The sequence below is a fragment of the Variovorax sp. F042 genome (assembly GCF_057814215.1).
The window spans coordinates 754,172-774,520 of the sequence record NZ_JBVASX010000002.1; the positions used below are offsets into that span (position 1 = coordinate 754,172).

Sequence of the window (20,349 nt, forward strand, 5' to 3'; positions counted from 1 at the left end):
TCAGGTTCATGGAGGCTCTCGCCTCTGGGATCAACTGTATTGACGACCTTCAAGTTGATAAAGATGATCGAAGCATCTTTAGTCTTTACTTTATGTAATCAATCATGAATCGCCAGTTCGACGACCTGCTGCTGGGAAGCCTGGAGCTTTTCTGTCTTGCAGCCGAGCAAGAGGGGTTCACCGCCGCGGCCGCCGTTGCGGGCGTGACGCCCGCCGCCGTAAGCAGGACGGTGGGCAGGCTGGAAGAACGCCTCGGCGTGCGCCTCTTCCTGCGCACGACACGGCAGATACGGCTGAGCGAGGCGGGCCAGGCCTATTACGAGCAATGCCGCCAGGCGCTCAACCAGCTGGTGGAGGCCGAACGCCAGGTCAGCGGCCAGCAGATCACGCCAAGCGGCCTGCTGCGGATCAGCGTTCCCACCACCTACGGGCACTACCGGCTGCTGCCGCTGCTGCCGGAGTTCAGGGCGCGCTACCCGGACATCCGGGTCGAGGTTCACGTCAGCAACCGCAACATCGACTTCGCCGCGGAGGGGTACGACCTTGCCGTGCGTGTGCGCGCGCCAGCCGACTCGACCCTGGTTGCTCGCCATCTCGAGGACGCCGAACTCGTGCTCGTCGCAGCCCCGGACTACCTGCGCCGGCACGGGGAACCCCGGACCCTGGACGACCTGCAGACCCACGAATGCATCCAGTTCGAGCTGCCCAGCAGCGGCCGCACCATCCCCTGGCTGTGCCGTCAGGACGGCCAGGACATCGAAATGCTCACCTCCGGCGGCTACGCCTGCTCGGACGACGTCCTGGCCGGCGTTACGCTGGCCCGGCATGGCGCGGGCATCTTCCAGGCCTATCGCTTCGTGGTCGAGGAAGACTTGCGCCAGGGACGGCTGGTCGAAGTGCTCAAGCCCTTCGGCGGCCGGTCCCGGCCCTACAACCTGCTGTATCCCAAGTTGCGGTTCGCGCCGCTGCGCGTGCGCACCTTCGTGGACTTCCTGATGGGCCGCCGGGCGGATGCGGCGGGCGTGTCTGGCGGCGGCTTGGCGGGCCGGGCGTGAGATCCGTTACGCACCGGCGGCAGCCCCTGTCACTTGAAAGCCCACCGATTGCCCTTATGATTAGCACTCGCTGCTGATGAGTGCTAACAGCCCTCGCTTCCAGTCGATGGGCTGCCGGCCTCCGGTCCGGCACCCGACCACAAACCCGTTTCTTATCCATACATCCAGGAGATGCAATGAAACTTCGTCCTTTGGCCGATCGCGTGATCGTCAAGCGTGTTGACAGCGAAACCAAGACCGCCTCCGGCATCGTCATCCCCGACGCAGCCGCTGAAAAGCCCGATCAGGGTGAAGTCCTGGCCGTGGGCCCGGGCAAGCGCAACGACAAGGGCGAACTGGCCGCACTGACCGTCAAGGTCGGCGACCGCGTCCTGTTCGGCAAGTACAGCGGCCAGACCGTCAAGGTCGGCGGTGACGAATTGCTCGTCATGAAGGAAGACGACCTGTTCGCGGTCGTCGAGAAGTAATTCAAACATCCCATTCGGAGTAAACAAACATGGCAGCAAAAGACGTAGTCTTCGGCGGTGAAGCCCGCGCACGCATGGTCGAGGGTGTCAACATCCTGGCCAACGCAGTCAAGGTGACCCTGGGCCCCAAGGGCCGCAACGTGGTGCTCGAGCGCTCGTTCGGCGCCCCCACCGTCACCAAGGACGGTGTGTCGGTCGCCAAGGAAATCGAACTCAAGGACAAGCTGCAGAACATGGGCGCCCAGCTCGTGAAGGAAGTGGCTTCCAAGACTTCGGACAACGCCGGTGACGGCACCACCACCGCGACCGTGCTGGCACAAGCCATCGTTCGCGAAGGTTTCAAGCTGGTGGCTGCCGGCATGAACCCGATGGACCTGAAGCGCGGCATCGACAAGGCTGTCACGGCCCTGGTCGCCGAGCTGAAGAAGGCTTCCAAGCCCACCACCACGTCGAAGGAAATCGCTCAAGTCGGCTCGATCTCGGCCAACAGCGACGAAACCATCGGCAAGCTCATCGCTGACGCGATGGACAAGGTCGGCAAGGAAGGCGTGATCACTGTCGAAGACGGCAAGTCGCTGGACAGCGAACTCGACGTTGTCGAAGGCATGCAGTTCGACCGCGGCTACCTGTCGCCCTACTTCATCAACAACCCCGAGAAGCAATCGGCGCTGCTCGACAACCCCTTCGTGCTGCTGTTCGACAAGAAGATCAGCAACATCCGTGACCTGCTCCCCACGCTGGAACAAGTCGCCAAGGCTGGCCGTCCGCTGCTGATCATTGCCGAAGAAGTCGAAGGCGAAGCCCTGGCTACGCTGGTCGTGAACACGATCCGCGGCATCCTGAAGGTCGTGGCCGTCAAGGCTCCTGGCTTCGGCGACCGCCGCAAGGCCATGCTGGAAGACATCGCCATCCTGACGGGCGGCAAGGTCATCGCTGAAGAAGTGGGCCTGACGCTCGAAAAGGTGACGCTGGCCGACCTGGGCCAAGCCAAGCGCATCGAAGTGGGCAAGGAAAACACGATCATCATCGACGGCGCCGGTGCCGCTGGCGACATCGAAGCCCGCGTGAAGCAAGTGCGCGTGCAGATCGAAGAAGCCACGAGCGACTACGACCGTGAAAAGCTGCAAGAGCGCGTGGCCAAGCTGGCCGGCGGCGTTGCAGTGATCAAGGTTGGCGCTGCCACCGAAGTCGAAATGAAGGAAAAGAAGGCTCGCGTCGAAGACGCCCTGCACGCTACCCGCGCTGCAGTGGAAGAAGGCGTCGTGGCTGGCGGCGGCGTGGCTCTGCTGCGTGCCAAGCAAGCCGTGGGCGAGTCGGTCAAGGGCGACAACGCCGACCAGGAAGCCGGCATCAAGCTGGTGCTCAAGGCCATCGAAGCTCCCCTGCGCGAAATCGTGAACAACGCCGGCGGCGAAGCCTCGGTGGTGGTGAACGCTGTGCTGGCCGGCAAGGGCAACTACGGCTTCAACGCTGCGAACGACACGTACGGCGACATGCTCGAGCTGGGCATCCTGGACCCGACGAAGGTCACCCGCACCGCACTGCAGAACGCCGCTTCGGTGTCCTCGCTGCTGCTGACGACCGAAGCCATGGTCGCTGACGCGCCCAAGGACGAGTCTGGCGCCGGCGGCGGCATGCCCGACATGGGCGGCATGGGCGGAATGGGCGGCATGGGCATGTAATGCCCGGCTGAGCACTGCTCACCAAAAGAAGAAGGGCCGCGAAAGCGGCCCTTTTTTATTGCCTGTGCCAGTTACTGAAACTGGTCTCGCAGCGCCGCATAGAGCACCTGGAAGCGTGTGTGGCGCGCGCTATGCACAGCGGCTCCTTCGGTCGACGGAATCAACTGCTGCTGCACCGGCGGCAGCTTGCACACCTCGGCCACCGCGCCTCCATCGGCCAGCCACGCCAGCCGCGCTGCCCCCAACGCCCCGCCCGTCTCGCTGCCCGCATAGAGCGTCAGCGGCACCTGGAAGATGTCGGCCAGCAACTGGCCCCACCACACGCTGCGTGCACCACCGCCCACCAGCGCCACTTCGCGCAGCGGCATGTCGGCCGGCAGCCGCAGGGTGTCGAAGCCATCGCGCAGCCCGAAGCTCACGCCCTCGACCACGGCGTAGGCGATTTCCGCCGGACCGTGTGCATGCGTCAACCCGAACAGCACGCCCTGCGCATTAGGGTTGTTGTGCGGCGAGCGTTCGCCCGAGAGATACGGCAGGAACAGCGGGCAGCGCTCGCGCTGCGCCAGCGAGATGGACGCCGCCGCTTCGAGCAGCGCGGCTTCGTCGGCGAACCGGAAGGTCTTTGCCGCCCAACTCACCGCGCTCGCGGCCGAGAGCATCACCGACATCTGGTGCCAGCGCTTCGGCAGCGCATGGCAGAAGGCGTGCATCGCCTGTGCCGGGTTCGGCAAGAAGCGGTCGGTGGACACGAACACCACGCCCGACGTGCCCAGCGACACAAAACCCTGCCCCGGCTCGACCAGCCCCATGCCGACCGCGCTGGCCGCGTTATCGCCAGCACCGCCGGCAATCAGCACCGCACCACCGCCACCCATGCCCCAGCGCGCCGCAAGCTCGGGCTTGAGCTGCGCCGACACCTCGCTGCCCTCGACCAGGCGCGGCATGTGCGCACGCGTGAGCCCGGTGGCAGCGAGCAATTCATCGGACCAGTCGCGCGCACCCACGTCGAGCCACAGCGTGCCGGCCGCGTCCGACATCTCGCTGACCGCCTCGCCGCTGAGCATGAAGCGCAGCCAGTCCTTCGGCAGCAGCACGCGCGCAACGCGGCTGAAAACTTCGGGCTCGTGCTCGCGCACCCACAGCAGCTTGGGCGCCGTGAACCCCGGCATCGCGAGGTTGCCCGCAATCTCGCCGAGCCGCGGTACGGCACGCGCAAGCGCTTCGCACTGCGCGCCACTGCGTCCGTCGTTCCAGAGAATCGCGGGGCGCAGCACCTGGCCCGCTTCGTCGAGCAGCGTGGCGCCGTGCATCTGGCCCGACAGGCCGATCGCACGCACCGCCGCAAGCTCTTCGGGATGCGACTTGCCGAGCGTGCGCATTACCTCCTCGAGCGCATGCCACCACTGCTGCGGCGCCTGCTCCGACCACAACGGTTGCGGCCGTTCGACCGTGAGCGGTGCGCGGGCCACGCCCACGATGCGGTGGTCGTCGGCGAGCAAAAGCGCCTTGAGCTCGGACGTGCCGAGGTCGAGTCCCAGATACAAGATGAGCCCCCTGGTTTTCTGCTGCGTGCTCAGGAAGAGACGCCGCTGCCGAAGCGCGTGTCGGCCTGCCGGCGGAATTCGCTCGGCGTCATGCCCTTGATTTCAAGGAAGCGCCGGTTGAAGTTCGCCACGTTGTTGAAGCCCACCTGGTAGCAGATGTCGGTCACGTAGTGATCGGTCTGCATCAGCAGGTGGCAGGCGCTGTTGATGCGCACGCGGTTGACGAAATCGGTAAAGCTGTTGCCGGTGGAGCGCCTGAAGAAGCGGCTGAAGCGGCTCTCGCTCATGCCCAGCTCGGCCGCCACGTCCGACATCGAGATCGGGTCGGCCATGTTGTTGGTGATGCGGTTGACGATGCCGTTGATCTGGTCGACCTGCGCGTCGCCGTCTGCGCCCTGTGCGCCCTGCATCTGCACGCTCGACAGCAGCCGATAGTCGGTGCACTGCGCCAGGTCGGCCATGAAGTCGAGGAACAGGCTCAGGCGCCGCACGCCGCGCGCGGCCTTGATGCTGTCCCAGTGCGCCTGCGCGTTCTCCGACATGCCGAAGAATTCGATGCCGTGGCGCGCCCGCTCCAGCAGGTGCATTACCTCGCGCAGCTCGGGAATCTGGGATGCCGCGTGCTCGATGGGCTCGTGTCGGAACTGGATCACCCGGTCGCGTCCCGCGGCGCCGCCTTCGGGCACGTCGAGCGAGATCCAGTTGTGCGGCAGCCGCGGCCCGCACAGCACCAGGTGCCCGGGCTGGAACGGCCCGATCCAGTCGCCGATGAAGGCCTTGCCCGATGTCTCGGTGATCAGGTGCAGCTCGTAGTCTTCATGGAAGTGCCATCGCACCAGCGGGCTCGGAAAGCCGTGCGCGAGGCAGCGCACCAGGCCGGTTTCTTCGGGGGTCTCGTAACCCAGCGAGGGGGAACGCGTGAAGTCGCGCTCCAGCTCGGGCTGGCGCTGACGGGGAATCGAACGCTTTCGGGTGGTCGTCGTCATGATGGCAGCCCGGCTCAGGGCCGGGAAGCAGCAGCAACAGCGGTATTTTGTGCCTTCGCCAAGGCGGCGTGAACCGCCTCCAGCGTCGGTGGATCGGCACCCTCGCGGGTGCAGTTGAGGGCGGCGGCGGTGGCGGCGAAGCTCATCACTTCGCACCATGCGTCGTCGCCCAGCTCGCCGAGCTGCGCCGGCCGCTCCACGCCATGCGCAAGCAGCGACACGGACAACCCGGCCGTGAAGGTGTCTCCCGCGCCGATGGTATCGACCACGGTGACGCGCGGCGCGGCCACGGTCAACGGCTCGTGCCCCGTGCGCCAGAGCGTTGCGCCGTCGCCGCCGCGCGTGACGATCACGGCGCGCGCGCCGGCCTTCAGGCACTCGGCGGCCAGCGCATCGACCTGCTGGCCGGGCGCGAGCAGCGCAGCGTCTTCGTCGCTGAGCTTGACCAGGTCGGCCATGGCGAACCAGCCGGTGACGCGCGCGCGGTACGCCGCCATGTCCGTGATCAGGCTGGGCCGTACGTTGGGGTCGAACACGATCACGCAACGCTCCCTGTTCGCTGCGACCAGGTCGGTGATGCGCGTGGCGGCCGGGTCCTGCAGCAGCGAGATCGAGCCGAAGTGCAGAAAGCGGCATTCCGCCGGCAACTGCGGCAGCGGCTCGGGCGCCCAGGTGGCGTCGGCGCTGCCGCGTGTATAGAAGGCGTAGCGGTTGGTCTGCGGCGTGCGCTCGACAAAGGCCAGCGTCGAGGGTGCGTTGCTTCGCAGAATGAAGCTGGTGTCCACGCCGTTGCGCTGCAGGAAGCCCATCAGCCGTTCGCCAAAGAGGTCGGTCGACAACTGCGTGAGAAAACCGGTCGGCTGCCCGAGCCGCGCGCAGGCCACCGCGGTGTTGAGCGGCGAGCCGCCCTCGTGCCCGAGGAAAGCCAGGGTGCCCGCCTCGCTGGCGGTGAAATCAATGAGGGCTTCGCCCGTGAGTGCAATGCGCATGGTGTCTGGATTCTGGATCACGGCAAGGCGCGCGCGTCGGCCAGGAAGCCGCGTTCGGCGGCCAGCGTGGCGGGATGGTCGAGCAGTTCGGCAAAAAGGCGCGGCGGGATGGTGATGGCCCCCACGCCGAGCCCCAGCAATGAAAGATAAGCCTCGCGCGAGCGGATACTGGCCACCAGCAGCCGCGTGCCCGACGAGGTCCGCCGTGCGACCAGCGACTGCATCTGCCCGATCAGCGCCAGGCCGTTGATGCCGGAGTCATCGAGCCGCCCGAGGTATGGCGCTGCGTAGGCCGCACCCAGTTGCGCCGCGAAGTGCGCCTGCTCTGGCGCGTACACGGCTGTGAAGGTGACGGGTACGCCTTGCGCGATGAGCCGCGCACCGGCATCGAGGCCCTGGCGCGTGGCGGGAATCTTGATGACCAGTTGGCCGCTGTCGAATTGCGGAAGCAGTGCTTGTGCGTCTTCGAGCATGGCGTCGACTTCGCTCGAATACACCTGCGCCTGCACCTGGCGTGCGCCCAGTTCGATGCAGCGCTTGAGCAGGCCCGGCACTTCGGCGCGGCCGATGCCTGCGCGTTGCAGCAACGTCGGGTTCGTTGTCACGCCGTGCACTACGGGGTGCGGCAGGCAGGCCTGCAGCTCCGTCAGGTCGGCGCTGTCCAGGTACAGGTGGAAGTCTTCGCTCATCTCAGCTCATCACGTTACCGCCATCGACATTCAAAGTCTGCGCAGTGATGTAGCGCGCCTCGTCGCTGGCAAGAAATACCGCCGCCCCCGCGATGTCGCCCGGCACGCCCATGCGCCCGAGAGGCACCGCCAGCCCGACCTGCCGCTTCTTCTCTCCGGGCGGCAGCCCTTCGGCCTTGGCGAACAGGCTGTCGACATGGTCCCACATCGGCGTATCGACCACACCGGGCGCAATGCCATTGACGCGGATGCCGTGCGGCGCCATGGCCAGCGCAGCGCTCTGCGTGTAGCTGATGACGGCCGCCTTGGTCGCGCAGTAGTGCGACACCAGCGCCTCGCCGCGGCGCCCTGCCTGCGATGCCATGTTGATGACCGATGCACCCTGCGTGCCGGCTTCGACCATGTGGCGCAGCACGGCCTGCATCACGAAGAACATGCCCTTCACGTTGACCGCGAAGAGCCTGTCGAATGACGCTTCATCGCTGTCGAGCAGCGGCGCAAGGTCGAACACCGCTGCGTTGTTGAACAGCGTGTGGATGGGCCCGAAGGCCACCTGCGCCTCGGCCAGCATGTGCGCAATGGCCTGGGTGTCGGTGACGTCGGCTGCGATGTAGGCGAGCTTGTCGGGGTGATCCTGCTGCAGCGCTCGCACGGCTTCGGGCGCGGCGGTGGCGCGATCGATCACGGTGCAGCGCGCGCCTTCGGCGATGCAGGCCTGCGCCACGGCCAGGCCGATGCCGCCGCCCGCGCCGGTCAGCAGCACATGCCGGTCCTGCAGGCGCCCGCTCGTCATGGTCGGCTTTCCGCAGCGACGAAGCGCGCAACGCGTTCGGCGGCCCGGCGCCCGGCATCGATCAGCCGGGCGTCGGCGGCGATGTTTCCCCACAGGCCCGCGTCCGAGCACAGTGCAGCGACCGGGTCGGCCGCATCGCAGATCGCGTGAGCCACGGCCTCGTCCATGCCCTGGTCCTGATAGACGTAGGGCAGCGCGCCCTTGTGCCAGCGCTGCAGGAACGCGAGAAACAGCGCCGGCAGCATCGCCACGCTGTCGACGGGCTGGCCCGCCGCAAGGCGCTCGCGCACGGTCGGTGCGATGAAGCCCGGGATCTTCGAGAAGCCGTCCGCCGCCACGCGCTGGTTGGTGTCGCGGATGGCGGGGTTGCCGAAGCGGTCGAGCACCACGTCGCGATACGCCGCGAGGTCGATCGGGCTCGGGCTCAGGCAGGGGATGACGTCGTCGGTGACGTAGTCGAACGCCATCTTGCGAATGGCCGCGTTGTGCGTGCCTTCGTGGATGAAGTTCAGCCCCACCAGCGTGCCCGCCCAGGCGATGCAACTGTGCGTGGCGTTGAGGATGCGGATCTTGGCCTCTTCGTAAGGCTGCACCGATTCGACCAGCTCCACGCCCACGCGGCCCCAATCAGGGCGCCCTGCCGCGAAGTTGTCTTCGATGACCCACTGGATGAAGCTCTCGCCGGTAACGGCTGCCGCATCGTCGCGGCCCGTGGCGGCCTTTACGCGCGCGCGCAGTTCGGGCGGCGGGCGCGGGGTGATGCGGTCGACCATTGCGTTCGGGCAGCGCGTGTTCGCGTTGACCCATGCCAGCAGATCGGCATCGCCCGCCAGTTCGATGAACTCCAGCAGCCCGGCGCGGAAGCGGTCGCCGTTGTGGCGCAGGTTGTCGCAGTTCAGCAGCGTGACCGCGCCGGCATTGGCGGCCTTGCGCGCGCGCAGGATCGCGCAGACGGCGCCGTAGATGGTCACTCCGTCGCCGCCGGACTCGCCACGGCGCGCGCGTTCGACATCGGCCGCCAGGTCGCCGAATGACAGGTCGAGCTTGCCCTTGTCGTCGAGGTAGTAGCCCGCCTCGGTCACGGTGAACGACACGATGCGTGTTGACGGCGCCGCACCGCGCGCGATCACGCCGGCCAGCGAGCGCTCCCACGGCAGCACTTCGCGGATGGCTTCGATCTCTTCGTAGCGGTACTCGCCTGCCGGCGACACGGTTTCGAGCGTGTAGCGCCCGCCCTGCGCCTGCAATGCAGCAACCACATCGGCCATGTCCGGCCGGATGTTGGCGCCCGAGAGCGACCAGCGGGTGTCGCCTGCGTCGATCAGCCGCTGCAGGTACACCGCCTGGTGGGCGCGGTGGAATGAGCCAAGGCCCAGGTGAAGCACCGTGAACTCCGTGAGAGCCGGTGGAATTTGCGCGATGGTCACGGGAATGTCCGTTGAAAAGACGGTAGAAGAAAAATGAAGGTCACGCGGCGACCGAACGGCCTTCGCGGTTGAAGAGATGCAGCACCGACGGGTCGAGCTCCACGGCCACGTCGTCGCCGGCCTGCAGCGGCGTGCGGTCGTTCTGCCGTGCGATGAGGGGCACGCCGCCCACGTCGACGTGGATGAGCGTGTCGGCGCCCAGCGCCTCGATCAGCTCGACGCGGCCCTGCACGTCGCTCACCGGCGCGCCCTGCTTCGGATGCACGCGCAGGCCCTCGGGCCGCACGCCCAGGAAGCCGTCGGCGGGCAGCCTGCCGCCGGTGGCGGCCGAGAAGCTGGGAATGGCATTGGCGGCCACCATGTTCATCGACGGCATGCCGATGAACTGCGCGACGAACTGGTTGGCCGGGTGGTCGTACAGCTCCAGCGGCGTGCCGACCTGCTCGATGAGCCCGTCTTTCAGCACCACCACGCGGTCGGCCAGCGTCATGGCCTCGACCTGGTCGTGCGTCACGTAGATGGTGGTCGCACCGAGTGCGCGGTGCAGCTTGTGGATTTCGACCCGCGTGTTGCCGCGCAGCGCCGCGTCGAGGTTCGACAGCGGCTCGTCGAACAGGAACACCTTGGGCGCGCGCACGATGGCGCGGCCGATGGCCACGCGCTGGCGCTGGCCGCCCGACAGGTCCTTGGGCGTGCGGTCGAGGTACTGAGTGAGGTTGAGCGTCTTCGCCGCATGATCGACCTTGGTCTTGATCTCGCTCTTGGACACACCCGCGAGCTTCAGCGCGAACGACATGTTGTCGTACACGCTCATGTGCGGATAGAGCGCGTAGCTCTGGAACACCATCGCAAGGTCGCGCTTGCCAGAAGGCGCCCAGGTGATGTCCTTGCCGTCGAGCAGCAGGTTGCCGCTGGTGATGGGCTCGAGCCCGGCAATCAGCCGCAGCAGCGTCGACTTGCCGCAGCCCGAAGGCCCGACGAAGACGATGAACTCGCCCTTCTGGATCTGCAGGTCGACGCCCTTGATGATGTTGACTTCACCAAAGCTCTTCTTGATGTTCTTGAGTTCGAGGTAGGCCATGAGATGTCTCCCTTTCTTTACTTGACGGCGCCGAAGGTCAGGCCTTGGACGAGTTGCTTCTGGCTGAACCAGCCGAACACGACGATGGGCGCAATGGCCATCAGCGAAGCCGCCGACAACTTGGCCCAGAACAGGCCCTCGGGGCTGGAGTACGAGGCGATCAGCGTGGCCAGCGTGCCGGCCTTGGCGGAGGTGAGGTTCAACGCCCAGAAGGCCTCGTTCCAGCTCAGCACCAGGCACAGAAGGCCGGTCGATGCGAGCCCGCCCACCGACAGCGGCATCACGACGTGTCGGAACTCGGTCCAGAGGTTGGCGCCGTCCATGCGCGCGGCCTCCAGGATCTCGGGCGGAATATCTTTGTAGGCGCTGTAGAGCATCCACACCATGATCGGCAGGTTCGACAACGTGAACACGATGGTCAGCGCGGTGAGCGAATCCAGCATGCCCGCTGTCTGCGCGATCACGTAGATGGGCACCAGCGCGCCCACGGCCGGCATCATCTTGGTGGAGAGCATCCACATCAGGATGTCGCGCGTCTTCTTCGTGCGGAAGAAGGCCATCGAGTACGCGGCGGGCGCCGCGATCAGCAGGCCGAGGATGGTCGAGCCCAGGCTGGTGATGAGCGAGTTGCGCGCGTACAGCAGGTAGTCGCTGCGGCGCTGCACTTCGCTGAAGTTGCCGAGCGTGGGCTCGAAGATGAACAGCGGCGGCACGTGAATGGCCTGCAGCTCAGTCTTGAAGGCCGTGAGAAACAGCCAGCCGAGCGGAAAGAACAGCAGCAGCGTGACGGCCCACGCGCCCACGGTGCGAATGGCCTGGGGCAGGAAGTTGCTGGGGGCTTGTTGTTGTTGCATGGCGTGTTGCTCCTCAGTCGAGGTTCTTGCCGATGATCCGGATGAGGAACACGGCCACGATGTTGGCCAGCACCACCGCGAACAGCGCGCCGGCCGAGGCCACGCCCACGTCGAAGTTCATGAGCGACTGCTTGAAGATCATGTAGGTCATGTTCGTGCTCTCGTTGCCCGGGCCGCCATTGGTGGTGATGGCAATCTCGGCGAACACGCTGAGCAGGAAGATCATCTCGATCATGATCACCACCGCCATGGGGCGCGCGAGGTGCGGAATGGTGAGATAGAAGAAGCGCTGGAACGAGCTCGCGCCGTCCATGCGCGCGGCTTCCATCTGCTCGCGGTCGAGCGACTGCAGCGAAGTGATGAAGATCAGGCAGGCAAAAGGCAGCCACTGCCAGGCCACCATGATGATCACCGACAGCAGCGGCACGTCGGTGAGCCAGTCGACCGGCTGTGCGCCGAAGGCGCGCCACACGTCGGCCAGCACGCCGTAGATGGGGTTCATCATCATGTGCTTCCACAGCAGCGCATTGACCGCAGGCATGACGAAGAACGGCGAGATCAGCAGCACCCGCACGATGCCGCGCCCCGGAAAGGGCTCGTTCACCAGCAGTGCGAGCAGCACGCCGAACACCACCGTGATGACGATCACGCTGCCGATCAGCAGCAGCGTGTTCCACGTGGCCGGCCAGAAGTCCGGGTCGGTGATGAAGTAGTGAAAGTTCTCGATGCCCGCGAAGGTGCGTTCACCGGGCTGCATGAGGTTGTAGTTGACGAACGAGAAGTACAACGTCATCACGAGCGGCACGATCATCCAGAGGAAGAGCGTGAGCACCGCGGGCGCCATGAGGGCGCGGGGCAGGAGTCTTTTCATTTTGTGTTCCTCTCCGGGGGCTGTTGCCCCCTCTCCCGCTTGCGGGAGAGGGTTGGGGTGAGGGCAAGCGGCGTCGGCGACGCACGCGCTGCTGCCCCCTCACCCTGGCCCTCTCCCCGAGGGGAGAGGGGAAGGAAGCGGGTTACTTGTAGTACCCGGCCTTCTTCATCTCACGCTCGGCGGCCGTCTGCGAAGTCTTCAGCGCCTGGTCCACGGTGACCTTGCCCGACAGCGCCGCGCTCATCTGCTGGCCCACCGCCACGCCGATGGCCTGGAACTCAGGAATGGCCGCGTACTGCACGCCGACGTACGGCGACTTCGGCAAGGTGCTGTCGGTGAGGTTCGCGCTGTCGATCGCCTTCTTCTCTGCAGCGGCGAACTTGGCGACCTTCTGGAACTCGGGGTTCGCATAGGTCGACTTGCGCGTGCCTGTCGGCACCGAGGCCCAGCCGGTTTCCTTGGCCACGAGGTTGATGTATTCCTTGGAGGTGGCCCACTTGATGAACTTCTGCGCCGCGTCGTCCTTGGTCGAGCTGGCCGGAATGGCGAGGTTCCACGACCACAGCCAGTTGGCGCCCTTCGGCGTGGAGGCGGTCGGTGCCTGCGCGAAGGCCACCTTGTCGGCCACCTTCGACTGCTTCGGGTCGCTGATGAACGAGGCCGCGATGGTCGCGTCGACCCAGGCCGCGCACTTGCCTTCGTTGAAGAGGGCAAGGTTCTCGTTGAAGCTGTTGGCCGATGCGCCCGGAGGGCCGTCCTTCTTCATCATGTCGACGTAGAAGGTGATCGCGTCCTTCCAGGCCTTGGTGTCGATCTGCGGCTTCCACTGCATGTCGAACCACTGGCCGCCGTTGGTGTTGACCAGCGTGGTCAGGAAGGCCATGTTGTCGCCCCAGCCCGGCTTGCCGCGCAGGCACATGCCGTACACGCCCGCCTTCGGGTCGTTGGCCTTGTCGGCGAACTCCTTCACCTGCGCCCAGGTCGGCTGGTCGGAGAACTTCACGCCCACCTTGTCGGCCAGGTCCTTGCGGTACATGAGCATCGAGCTCTCGCCGTAGAAGGGCGCGGCGTAGAGCTTGCCGTCGGTCGACAGGCCGTCGCGGATGGCGGGCAGCAGGTCGTCGATGTCATAGGCGGCATCGGTGGCAATGGGCTTGAGCCAGCCCTTCTTCGACCAGATCGGCGTCTCGTACAGGCCGATGGTCATCACGTCGAACTGGCCGCCCTTGGTGGCGATGTCGGTGGTCACGCGCTGGCGCAGCGTGCCTTCTTCCAGCGTGACCCACTTGAGCTTGATGTCGGGGTTCGCTTTTTCGAAGAAGGGTGTGAGCTTCTGCATCTCGATCATGTGGCCGTTGTTCACGGTCGCGATCACGAGTTCGGTGGCGGCCTGGGACACGACGCCCGAGCCGATGAGTGCGAGGACGAGGCCCGCTTTCAGAAAACGCTTCATGTTGTCTCCTAGAGGTGAGCGACGCCCTCTTGTCGGGTCGCCGTGGCCGGATTCTGGAGAAACGCGCTTGCAGTTTTGGTACTTCGACAGCCACCACCAGTACTTTCATGCGCCAGTTGGCTAGTGAATTCCCTAGTTGATGCAATACAGCATGGAAAACGGCATCCCAAAGGCCTCAGGCGCCGCCCAGCAGCTGACGGCGGAACTGCGCGGCCGCCGGCGACAGCGCCCGGTCTTCCCGCGTGATCAGGCAGATCGGCGGCACGCGCACCGGCAGCTCCACCGGCACGGTGCGCAGCACGCCCAATCGGGCGTAGTGGTTGGCCTGCGAGGCGGGCATCACGGCCGCCATATCGGAGTTCTCGAGCAAGGCGGTAATGGCGATGGGCGATGCCGTTTCGATGATGTCGAGCCGCGCCTGGATACCGGCCTCGCGCATCGCCGCCTCGAAGCGCCCGCGCTGCGGCGAGCCCGGCGGCTGCAGCACCCACGACCAGTTCGCCATGCCGGCCAGCGTGACGGTGGCGCGCTCGAACACCGGGTGCGCGGTGCGCACCACGACCACCATCGACTCGCCTAGCAGCGGCACGCTCGCGTACTTCGCCTCGTCATGGCTCTCGGTGAGGCGGCCCAGCACGAGATCGACGTCGCCCTGCTCCAGCTGCGCCTGGATCACGTCGCTGGTCTCCACCACCACCGACACGGCCACCTGCGGGTGGCGGCGGCGGTACTCCACCAGCGCCGGCGCCAGCAGTTCGGGCACAGCACCCGGCACGCTGCCCACGCGCAGGGCGCCGCTCAGGCCCGAGCGCAGGGCCAGCATCTCCTCGCGGGCGGTGCCGAAGTCGCTGAGCACGCGGCGCGCGTAGCGGATGAGGATGTCGCCGTAGGGCGTGGGCTCCATGCCGCGCGCCAGGCGCTCGAAGAGCTTCTCGCCGAGTGAATCTTCGAGTTGCTGCAGCAGCTTGGTGGCGGCAGGCTGGCTGATGTTCATGGCCTCGGCCGCCCGGCCAAGGTGGCGATGGGCATCGAGCCGGGCCAGCAGCAACAGCTGGCGCGGCCGCACGTGGAGCATCAGCGAGGCATCGGTCAGTCCGGAAGTCATATGCAAAAGTATATGGAGCTTCAGGCTTTTACGATTGGATCGCGAGGGAGAAGCTCCGTACGCTCGGGCTCATTACAAGCAGGAGACACCCGATGAAATTTCCCTCTCTCGCCCGCGCGGCGGGGCTGGCTGCAGCCGCCCTGCTGGCCGTGTCAGCGGCCGGTGCGCAGTCGAGCTACCCCGACAAGCCGATGCGCATCATGGTCGGCGCCTCTCCCGGCGGCGGCACCGACATCCTGGCGCGCGTGCTGGCCGACAAGTTCTCGCCCGCGCTCAAGCAAACCGTGGTGGTCGAGAACCGGCCCGGCGCCTCCAACACCATCGCCGGCGAACTCACAGCCCGCGCGCCGGCCGACGGCGCCACGCTGCTGCTGGCCACCAACACTGCGCAGGCTGTGGCGCCCCACATCCTCAAGCTCAAGTACGACCCGCTGAAAGACCTGCAGCCCGTGGGCCTGGTGGCCGTGATGCCCAACGTGCTGGTGGTGTCGGCCAGCTCGCCCTACAAGTCGGTGAAGGACCTGGTGACGGCCATGGCGGCCAAGCCGGGCGGCTTCAAGTACGCCTCGTCGGGCATCGGCAGCACGCAGCACGTGGGCGGCGAGGCCTTCAACCTGGCCACCGGCATGAAGTCGATCCACGTGCCCTACAAGGGCAGCTCGCAGGCGCACATCGACATCATCGCGGGCGAGGTCGACATGATGTTCGACAGCACCTCCTCGGCCATGGGCCAGATCAAGGCCGGCAAGTTCCGCGCATTGGCCGTAAGCGCGCCGCAACGCTCGCCCGAGCTGCCCGACGTGCCCACGCTGGCCGAGCAGGGCATCAAGGGCGCCGACGTGTCCACCTGGTACGGCCTCTACGTCACGGCCGGCACGCCGCGCCCCGCGGTCGAGCGGCTGAGCGCCGAGCTCACGCGCACGCTGAAGCTGGCCGACGTGCAGACGCGCATCAAGGCCCTGGGCGGCGAGCCCGGCGCGCTCACCGGCGAACCCTTTGCGGCAATGAACAAGCAGGAGTTCGACCACTACGGCCAGCTCGTGCGCGACGCCAACATCAAGGCCGAATGAACCGGCCCGCTCCCTTTTCATTCAACTTGCATCCGAGCCACACCATGTCCACCACTACCAAGACCTCGAGCGTGATCTCCGCCAAACCCCGCATCGTCGTGCTGCTGGGCGACCCCAGCGGCGTCGGCCCCGAAATGGCCGTGAAGCTGCTGGCGCGCCAGCGCAACCTGGACGCCGCGCGCGTGCTGCTGATTGCCGACCCGATCGTGCTGGCCGCGGGCGAGCGCGCGGCGGGCGTGAAGCTGGACCCGCTGCAGGTCGAGAACCTCGACACGCTGCGCTTCGAAGACGGCCGCCCCAGCCTGCTCACGCGCGACTGGATGGAGGGCCTTGAGCCGGTGATGGGAGAGTCGAATGAACAGTCGGGCCGGGCCTCGTTCGAGGCGCTGGAGCTGGCCACGCTGGCGGTGCGGCGCGGGCAGGCCGAAGGCATTCTCTTTGCGCCGCTCAACAAGCATTCGCTGCGCCTGGGCGGCCTCGTGCATGAAGACGAACTGCGCTACATGCAGGAGCGCTTTGCGGTGACGGGCTTCGTCTGCGAGTTCAACCTCACAGGATCGCTCTGGACCTCGCGCGTGACATCGCACATTCCGCTGAAGGACGTGGCGAGCCACATCACCGTGCAAGGCGTGAGCGACGCCGTGAAGATCATCTCGTCGGCACTGCGCCGCGCAGGCGTGGCGCATCCGCGCATCGCGGTGACGGGGCTCAACCCGCACGCGGGCGACGGGGGCTCCATCGGCATGGAAGAAATCGAGATCATCGCGCCCGCCGTCGAACAGCTGCGCGCCGAGGGCTTCGACGCGCGCGGCCCGTTCTCGCCCGACACGGTGTTCATCGGCGCGCGGCGCGGCGACGTCGATGCGGTGGTGTCGATGTACCACGACCAGGGCCAGATCGCGATGAAGCTCATGGGCTTCGAGCAGGGCGTGACGCTGCACGGCGGCCTGCCGGTGCCGGTGGCCACGTCGGCCAGCGGCAGTGCCTTCGACATCGCGGGCCAGGGCATTGCGAAGATCGAAGGGCTGCAGCAGGCCTTCGACCTGTGTGTGCGCATGGCGAGCGGCGCGCCGGCGCGCACGGCCGCACAGGCAGTAACTGCGTGAGTCTCTCGGCAGGACCAAACAAAAAGGGCCGCTTGCGCGGCCCTTTTTTAAAAACTCAGGCGGTCGGTGGTTCGCCGTAGCTGTTCGACTCGGGTTGCGTCGGCTGCACGTAGAAATAGATCAGCACGAGGTTGACGAGCGGGATGAGCGCCAGCAGCAGAAACCAGCCGCTCTTGCCGATGTCGTGCAGGCGGCGCGCTCCCACGGCCAGCGCGGGCAGCAGCAGGGCCAGGGCCGCGATGCCGTACACGAACCGATGGATCAGGCTTGCCACGATGAGAATGACCAGCTGTCCAAGCACGAACCACCAGAACTCCGAGCGCGAGGCGCGCCCGCTGAAATCCACGTACTTGTTCAGACAGGTCTTGACCGCTGTTTGAAAATTCATTGATCGACTCCTCTTGATTGGTCCCAGGGAAATTTCCCCGGGCCATCATATAGATGCGTCTTTCAACGGCAAACTCGGCTAGAAGCGATAGCCGGCCTGCAAACAAACGGGTTATGAATTGGCTTGCCAGCGGCCCGATTCAGCTGCCCAGCCGCTTCAGCAGGCCCGCGGTCGATGCATCGAGCCCCATGACATCGCCCGATGCGAGGCGCGGTTCGATGTCCTTTGCGAGCACCTTGCCGAGCTCCACGCCCCACTGGTCGAAACTGTTGATACCCCACAGCGCACCGCTGGTGAACACGCGGTGCTCGTACATCGCGAGGAAGGCACCCAGCGATTCGGGCGTGAGCTTTTCGAACACGAAGAAGGTGCTCGGCCGGTTGCCCGGAAAGTTCTTGTGGCCGCCCTCGTCGAGCTTGCCCACCATCAGCGCCTGCGCCTGCGCGAGCGCATTGGCCAGCAGCTTGGGGTGATGGCCTTCGAGGTCGTGAGAGGCATCGCGCACCGCCACGAATTCGAGCGGGATCACGTCTGTGCCCTGGTGCAGCATCTGGAAGTAGGCGTGCTGCCCGTTGGTGCCGGGCTCGCCCCATAGCACAGGCGAAGTGCCGAAGGCCACCGGCTTGCCGCTGGCATCGACCTGCTTGCCGTTGCTTTCCATCTCGAGCTGCTGCAGGTAGGCCGGCACGCGCTTCAGCGCGCTGTGGTACGGCGCGATGCTGCGGCTCGTGAACTTGTGGAAGTTGCGATACCAGACGTCGAGCAGGCCCAGCCGCACCGGCAGGTTCTGCGCGAGCGGTGCCGTGCGGAAGTGCTCGTCCATTGCATGCGCGCCCGCCAGCAGCCGGCGGAAGCCGTCGGCGCCGATGGCCAGCGCAATCGGCAGGCCGATGGCCGACCACAGCGAATAGCGGCCGCCCACCCAGTCCCAGAAGCCGAAGGTGGTGTCGATGCCGAACTTCTTCGCCGCTTCCACATTGGTGGTGAGCGCCGCGAAGTGGCCCGCGATGTCGGTGCCGCCCGATTGCTCGTACCAGCGCTTGGCAGAAAGCGCATTGGTCATCGTCTCGGCCGTGGTGAAGGTCTTCGAGGCAATGAGGAACAGCGTGTGCTCGGGCGCGAGGCCCTGCAGCACGCCCGCCAGCTCATGGCCGTCGACGTTCGAGACGAAGTGAAAGCGCTTGCCCGGCGCGGCGAATTCGGCCAGCGCCAGCACCGCCATCTGCGGGCCGAGGTCGGAGCCGCCGATACCGATGTTGACCACGTCGGTGATCGTGTGGTCGGCGCGCACCTTCTCGGCATAGGCCAGCATCGCGTCGAGCGTGGCGTGCACTTCCCGCAGCTCGTGCGCGGTCTTCGGGCCGGTCGGCGCATCGGCCGGCGCGCGCAGCAGCGTGTGCAGCACGGCGCGGTCTTCGGTGTTGTTGATGTGCTCGCCGGCGAACATGGCGTCGCGGTGAGCCTCGAGGCCGCACTCGCGGGCCAGCTCGAGCAGCAGCTCTTCGGTGCGCGCGTCGATCAGGTTCTTCGACAGGTCGGCGAAGACATACGGCGCCTCCTGGCTGAAGCGGGCGAAGCGGCCCGCGTCGTCCACGAAGGCATGGCGCACGTCGAACTGGCGGCCTGCGGTTTCGAAGCTGGACTGCAATTGCGCCCAGGCCGGCGCGCGATCGCAGCGAAGGGTCATGGCCATGTTTACTTGCCGCTTTCCTGCATGAGCTTTTCGAGCTTCACGGCGTCGGCCGCGAAGGCGCGGATGCCTTCGGCGAGCTTCTCGGTGGCCATGGCGTCTTCGTTCAGGGCAAAGCGGAAGCCCGCCTCGTCGTAGCTGACCTTGGCGACGTCGCCGCCAGTTGCAGCCTTGGCGTCGAGCGCGTGCTGCAGCGGCTCGTTGCTGGCGGCCAGCTCGGCCAGCAGCTCGGGGCTGATGGTCAGCAGGTCGCAGCCGGCGAGCGCCTGGATCTGTCCCACATTGCGGAAGCTCGCGCCCATGACTTCGGTCTTGATGCCGTGCTGCTTGTAGTAGTTGAAGATTTCGCGCACCGACTTCACGCCGGGGTCGTTCGCGCCGGCGCTCGCAGCCTCGTCCCACTTGGCGCCGGCGGACTTCTTGTACCAGTCGTAGATGCGGCCCACGAAGGGCGAGATGAGCTGCACGCCCGCAGCGCCGCAGGCCACGGCCTGCGCGAATGAGAACAGCAGCGTGAGGTTGGTGCGAATGCCCTTCTGCTCCAGGGCGCGCGCCGCCTCGATGCCTTCCCAGGTGGAGGCCACCTTGATGAGCAGGCGTTTTTCGGTGTCGATGCCTTCGGCCTTGTAGAGCGCCACGATGCGCTCGCCGCGCGCAATGGTCGCGGCCGTGTCGAAGGACAGGCGGGCGTCGACTTCGGTCGACACGCGGCCCGGGATGATTGAGAGGATTTCGGTGCCGAAGCGCACCAGCAGGCGGTCGATGACCTCGTCGAGCGGCTTGCCCGCGTGCTTCTTCACTGTCTCGTCGAGCAGCGGCCGGTATTCGGGCTTCTGCACGGCCTTGAGGATCAGCGAGGGATTGGTGGTCGCGTCCTGTGGCTTGGAAACGCTGAGCTGCTTGAAGTCACCGGTGTCGGCGACGACGGTGGTCCATTGGCGGAGGGCATCGAGTTGGTTCATGAAATCATTATCCAGTGCGGGTTGTGACAAGTCCTGCACGCAGTTGCGCGTCGGCCGATGTTTTCATGCGCACCGTAGCACGGGTTTTCACGCGGCTCCATCGGCCTGATGCCCGTGTGGTTGTCGCCGCTGTCCGG

At 66.2% G+C, this 20,349-nt stretch carries 19 protein-coding genes; 5 read left to right on the forward strand and 14 right to left on the reverse strand.

The features are described 5' to 3' along the window. The first annotated feature begins 104 nt into the window (after positions 1-104). The 3 genes from ACZYSP_RS12035 (at position 105) to groL (ending at position 3,204) form a co-directional block, all read left to right on the forward strand. Positions 105-1,055, forward strand: coding sequence for a LysR family transcriptional regulator (locus ACZYSP_RS12035; protein ID WP_489014309.1), 951 nt, complete (start codon positions 105-107; stop codon positions 1,053-1,055). Positions 1,056-1,231: 176 nt separating this feature from the next. Continuing rightward, on the forward strand, positions 1,232-1,522 hold the full coding sequence (locus ACZYSP_RS12040) for a co-chaperone GroES (RefSeq protein WP_007835162.1): 291 nt from the start codon (positions 1,232-1,234) through the stop codon (positions 1,520-1,522). 29 nt (positions 1,523-1,551) lie between these two features. Next, positions 1,552-3,204: a chaperonin GroEL gene (gene groL, locus ACZYSP_RS12045; RefSeq protein WP_093048403.1), complete on the forward strand. Its 1,653-nt coding sequence runs from the start codon at positions 1,552-1,554 to the stop codon at positions 3,202-3,204. A gap of 71 nt (positions 3,205-3,275) precedes the next feature. Here groL and xylB read toward each other — a convergent pair whose 3' ends face one another. The 11 genes from xylB to ACZYSP_RS12100 all read right to left on the reverse strand — a co-directional run bounded on the left by xylB (position 3,276) and on the right by ACZYSP_RS12100 (position 14,996). Then, on the reverse strand, positions 3,276-4,748 hold the full coding sequence (xylB, locus tag ACZYSP_RS12050) for a xylulokinase (protein ID WP_489014312.1): 1,473 nt from the start codon (positions 4,746-4,748) through the stop codon (positions 3,276-3,278). A 29-nt stretch (positions 4,749-4,777) separates the two neighbouring features. Further along, the gene (locus tag ACZYSP_RS12055; protein WP_093172560.1) at positions 4,778-5,734 is read right to left on the reverse strand and encodes an AraC family transcriptional regulator; all 957 of its coding nucleotides are present in this window, start codon (positions 5,732-5,734) and stop codon (positions 4,778-4,780) included. Between the two features lie 14 nt (positions 5,735-5,748). Continuing rightward, positions 5,749-6,723, reverse strand: a complete 975-nt coding sequence (locus ACZYSP_RS12060; protein WP_489014315.1) for a carbohydrate kinase family protein — start codon at positions 6,721-6,723, stop codon at positions 5,749-5,751. Positions 6,724-6,740: 17 nt separating this feature from the next. Then, a complete protein-coding gene (locus ACZYSP_RS12065; RefSeq protein ID WP_489014317.1) occupies positions 6,741-7,412 on the reverse strand; it encodes a transaldolase family protein in 672 nt (223 codons plus the stop codon). 1 nt (position 7,413) lies between these two features. Continuing rightward, a complete protein-coding gene (locus ACZYSP_RS12070; RefSeq protein WP_489014319.1) occupies positions 7,414-8,205 on the reverse strand; it encodes an L-iditol 2-dehydrogenase in 792 nt (263 codons plus the stop codon). Then, positions 8,202-9,590 (reverse strand): D-arabinitol 4-dehydrogenase, encoded by a 1,389-nt coding sequence (gene dalD, locus ACZYSP_RS12075; protein WP_489014526.1) that lies wholly within the window; start codon positions 9,588-9,590, stop codon positions 8,202-8,204. The genes ACZYSP_RS12070 and dalD overlap by 4 nt, the downstream gene beginning before the upstream one ends. An 82-nt stretch (positions 9,591-9,672) precedes the next feature. Continuing rightward, positions 9,673-10,713, reverse strand: coding sequence for an ABC transporter ATP-binding protein (locus ACZYSP_RS12080; RefSeq protein WP_093172563.1), 1,041 nt, complete (start codon positions 10,711-10,713; stop codon positions 9,673-9,675). A gap of 17 nt (positions 10,714-10,730) precedes the next feature. Further along, positions 10,731-11,567 carry a carbohydrate ABC transporter permease gene (locus ACZYSP_RS12085; protein ID WP_093075940.1) on the reverse strand — a complete coding sequence of 279 codons (837 nt, stop codon included), beginning with the start codon at positions 11,565-11,567 and terminating at the stop codon, positions 10,731-10,733. A 13-nt stretch (positions 11,568-11,580) separates the two neighbouring features. Beyond that, the gene (locus ACZYSP_RS12090) at positions 11,581-12,438 is read right to left on the reverse strand and encodes a carbohydrate ABC transporter permease (protein ID WP_093048382.1); all 858 of its coding nucleotides are present in this window, start codon (positions 12,436-12,438) and stop codon (positions 11,581-11,583) included. A gap of 142 nt (positions 12,439-12,580) precedes the next feature. Continuing rightward, positions 12,581-13,891 (reverse strand): ABC transporter substrate-binding protein, encoded by a 1,311-nt coding sequence (locus ACZYSP_RS12095; RefSeq protein ID WP_093048379.1) that lies wholly within the window; start codon positions 13,889-13,891, stop codon positions 12,581-12,583. 175 nt (positions 13,892-14,066) lie between these two features. After that, positions 14,067-14,996 (reverse strand): LysR family transcriptional regulator, encoded by a 930-nt coding sequence (locus ACZYSP_RS12100; RefSeq protein ID WP_176928685.1) that lies wholly within the window; start codon positions 14,994-14,996, stop codon positions 14,067-14,069. Between the two features lie 92 nt (positions 14,997-15,088). Between ACZYSP_RS12100 and ACZYSP_RS12105 the strand changes: the two genes are divergently transcribed. Both ACZYSP_RS12105 and ACZYSP_RS12110 read left to right on the forward strand, forming a co-directional pair. Next, positions 15,089-16,066: a Bug family tripartite tricarboxylate transporter substrate binding protein gene (locus ACZYSP_RS12105; protein WP_489014323.1), complete on the forward strand. Its 978-nt coding sequence runs from the start codon at positions 15,089-15,091 to the stop codon at positions 16,064-16,066. 44 nt (positions 16,067-16,110) lie between these two features. Beyond that, positions 16,111-17,172: a 4-hydroxythreonine-4-phosphate dehydrogenase PdxA gene (locus ACZYSP_RS12110; protein ID WP_489014326.1), complete on the forward strand. Its 1,062-nt coding sequence runs from the start codon at positions 16,111-16,113 to the stop codon at positions 17,170-17,172. Positions 17,173-17,227: 55 nt separating this feature from the next. Here ACZYSP_RS12110 and ACZYSP_RS12115 read toward each other — a convergent pair whose 3' ends face one another. The 3 genes from ACZYSP_RS12115 to tal form a co-directional block, all read right to left on the reverse strand. Continuing rightward, positions 17,228-17,560: a DUF805 domain-containing protein gene (locus tag ACZYSP_RS12115; RefSeq protein ID WP_093048371.1), complete on the reverse strand. Its 333-nt coding sequence runs from the start codon at positions 17,558-17,560 to the stop codon at positions 17,228-17,230. A 139-nt stretch (positions 17,561-17,699) separates the two neighbouring features. After that, the gene (gene pgi / locus ACZYSP_RS12120) at positions 17,700-19,253 is read right to left on the reverse strand and encodes a glucose-6-phosphate isomerase (protein ID WP_489014328.1); all 1,554 of its coding nucleotides are present in this window, start codon (positions 19,251-19,253) and stop codon (positions 17,700-17,702) included. Between the two features lie 2 nt (positions 19,254-19,255). Further along, entirely contained in the window at positions 19,256-20,212 is a 957-nt protein-coding gene (gene tal / locus ACZYSP_RS12125) for a transaldolase (protein ID WP_093048365.1), read from the reverse strand. Between the last annotated feature and the right edge of the window lie 137 nt (positions 20,213-20,349).